The organism is Micromonospora musae, assembly GCF_003626635.1.
GTDB classification, from domain to species: domain Bacteria; phylum Actinomycetota; class Actinomycetes; order Mycobacteriales; family Micromonosporaceae; genus Micromonospora; species Micromonospora musae.
Genome location: NZ_RAZT01000029.1, coordinates 1 through 3383 on the forward strand (window position 1 = coordinate 1; position 3383 = coordinate 3383).

Genomic DNA, 3383 nt, shown 5'->3' on the forward strand with positions numbered 1-3383 from the left:
AATGTCCGGCGGTGTCCTACTCTCCCACACCCTCCCGAGTGCAGTACCATCGGCGCTGGAGGGCTTAGCTTCCGGGTTCGGAATGTGACCGGGCGTTTCCCCTCCGCCATGACCGCCGTAACTCTATGAACATGTCAACCAACCACACACAATTGGGGGTTGTTGCTTGTTCAGAGTTGCACAGTGGACGCGTAGCAGCTTAGTAGTCAAGTCCTCGGCCTATTAGTACCGGTCAACTGAACCCGTTACCGGGCTTACATTTCCGGCCTATCAACCCAGTCGTCTAGCTGGGGGCCTTACCCCACAAAGTGGGTGGGATACCTCATCTTGAAGCGAGCTTCCCGCTTAGATGCTTTCAGCGGTTATCCCTTCCGAACGTAGCTAACCAGCCGTGCCCCTGGCGGGACAACTGGCACACCAGAGGTTCGTCCGTCCCGGTCCTCTCGTACTAGGGACAGCCCTTCTCAAGTATCCTACGCGCACGGCGGATAGGGACCGAACTGTCTCACGACGTTCTAAACCCAGCTCGCGTACCGCTTTAATGGGCGAACAGCCCAACCCTTGGGACCTGCTACAGCCCCAGGATGCGACGAGCCGACATCGAGGTGCCAAACCATCCCGTCGATATGGACTCTTGGGGAAGATCAGCCTGTTATCCCCGGGGTACCTTTTATCCGTTGAGCGACACCGCTTCCACACGCAAGTGCCGGATCACTAGTCCCGACTTTCGTCCCTGCTCGACCTGTCAGTCTCACAGTCAAGCTCCCTTGTGTACTTGCACTCAACACCTGATTGCCAACCAGGCTGAGGGAACCTTTGGGCGCCTCCGTTACCTTTTAGGAGGCAACCGCCCCAGTTAAACTACCCACCAGACACTGTCCCTGAACCGGATAACGGTCCGAAGTTAGATACCCAAATCAACCAGAGTGGTATTTCAAGATTGCCTCCACCCATACTGGCGTATGGACTTCACCGGCTCCCACCTATCCTACACAAGCTAATTCAGATACCAATGTCAAGCTATAGTAAAGGTCCCGGGGTCTTTCCGTCCTGCCGCGCGTAACGAGCATCTTTACTCGTAATGCAATTTCGCCGGGCCTGTGGTTGAGACAGTGGGGAAGTCGTTACGCCATTCGTGCAGGTCGGAACTTACCCGACAAGGAATTTCGCTACCTTAGGATGGTTATAGTTACCACCGCCGTTTACTGGCGCTTAAGTTCTCCGCTTCGCCCCCGAAAGAGCTAACAGGTCCCCTTAACGTTCCAGCACCGGGCAGGCGTCAGTCCATATACATCGAATTACTTCTTCGCATGGACCTGTGTTTTTAGTAAACAGTCGCTTCCCCCTGCTCTCTGCGGCCATACAACGCTCCACCCGCGCGGGGCTTCACGTCTCCGGCCCCCCTTCTCCCTAAGTTACGGGGGCAATTTGCCGAGTTCCTTAACCACAGTTCGCCCGATCGCCTCGGTATTCTCTACCTGACCACCTGTGTCGGTTTGGGGTACGGGCCGCTCGGAACTCGCTAGAGGCTTTTCTCGGCAGCATAGGATCACTGACTTCACCTGAATCGGCTCGGCATCACGTCTCAGCCTATGTGTGCTGCGGATTTGCCTACAGCACGGCCTACACGCTTACCCCGGCACAACCACCGGCCGGGCTCAGCTACCTTCCTGCGTCACCCCATCGCTTGACTACTACCCGCCAGGTTCCCACGCTCCCCACCATTGACCCGAAGGTCGCCGGCAGCTCGGGTGGTTAGCACAACGAGGTTCATCAGGGTCGCTCCTTCGCGGGTACGGGAATATCAACCCGTTGTCCATCGACTACGCCTCTCGGCCTCGCCTTAGGTCCCGACTCACCCAGGGCGGATTAGCCTGGCCCTGGAACCCTTGGTCATCCGGCGGAAGGGTTTCTCACCCTTCTTTCGCTACTCATGCCTGCATTCTCACTCGTGCCGCGTCCACAACTGGATCACTCCGCTGCTTCACCCCCGGCACGACGCTCCCCTACCCATCCACACACCTGCACACGATCCCGAAGAACCATGCGAAGTAAAATGTGAATGCCACAGCTTCGGCGGTGTACTTGAGCCCCGCTACATTGTCGGCGCGGAACCACTTGACCAGTGAGCTATTACGCACTCTTTAAAGGGTGGCTGCTTCTAAGCCAACCTCCTGGTTGTCTATGCGACCCCACATCCTTTTCCACTTAGCACACGCTTAGGGGCCTTAGCTGGTGATCTGGGCTGTTTCCCTCTCGACTACGAAGCTTATCCCCCGCAGTCTCACTGCCGCGCTCTCACTTACCGGCATTCGGAGTTTGGCTGATTTCGGTAAGCTTGTGGGCCCCCTAGACCATCCAGTGCTCTACCTCCGGCAAGAAACACGCGACGCTGCACCTAAATGCATTTCGGGGAGAACCAGCTATCACGGAGTTTGATTGGCCTTTCACCCCTAACCACAGGTCATCCCCCAACTTTTCAACGTTGGTGGGTTCGGCCCTCCACGCGGTCTTACCCGCGCTTCAGCCTGCCCATGGCTAGATCACTCCGCTTCGGGTCTAGGACACGCGACTGAACGCCCTGTTCAGACTCGCTTTCGCTACGGCTCCCCCACACGGGTTAACCTCGCCACATGCCACTAACTCGCAGGCTCATTCTTCAAAAGGCACGCCGTCACCCCTAAAGGCTCCGACGGATTGTAGGCGAACGGTTTCAGGTACTATTTCACTCCCCTCCCGGGGTACTTTTCACCATTCCCTCACGGTACTAGTCCGCTATCGGTCACCAGGAAGTATTTAGGCTTACCAGGTGGTCCTGGCAGATTCACGGCAGATTTCAGGAGTCCGCCGCTACTCGGGAACACCCACAGAAGACCAGCCACTTTCGCCTACCGGACTCTCACCGTCTACGGTCAGCCTTCCCAGACTGTTCGACTAGCAACTGGCTTTGTAACTCCTCACACAAGTGTCAGCTTGTGTCGCAGGGTCCCACAACCCCGACCACGCAACCCCTGACAGGTATCACACGCAACCGGTTTAGCCTCAATCCGCTTTCGCTCGCCACTACTCACGGAATCACATTTTGTTTTCTCTTCCTACGGGTACTGAGATGTTTCACTTCCCCGCGTTCCCCCCACACACCCTATGTGTTCAGGTGTGGGTGACTGGACATGACTCCAGCCAGGTTTCCCCATTCGGACACCCTGGGATCACAGCTTGGTTGACAGCTCCCCCAGGCCTATCGCGGCCTCCCACGTCCTTCATCGGCTCCTGGTGCCAAGGCATCCACCGTTCGCCCTTGACAACTTGACCACAAAGATGCTCGCGTCCACTGTGCAATTCTCAACAAACAACCAACCCACAACCCCACAGCCCCACACCAA

Annotated in this window: 2 rRNA genes; both read right to left on the reverse strand. The window is 56.9% G+C overall.

The features are described 5' to 3' along the window. Positions 1–3: 3 nt before the first annotated feature. Positions 4–120 (reverse strand): 5S ribosomal RNA (gene rrf, locus D7044_RS32045). Between the two features lie 82 nt (positions 121–202). Next, positions 203–3312: ribosomal RNA gene (locus tag D7044_RS32050) — 23S ribosomal RNA — on the reverse strand. Between the last annotated feature and the right edge of the window lie 71 nt (positions 3313–3383).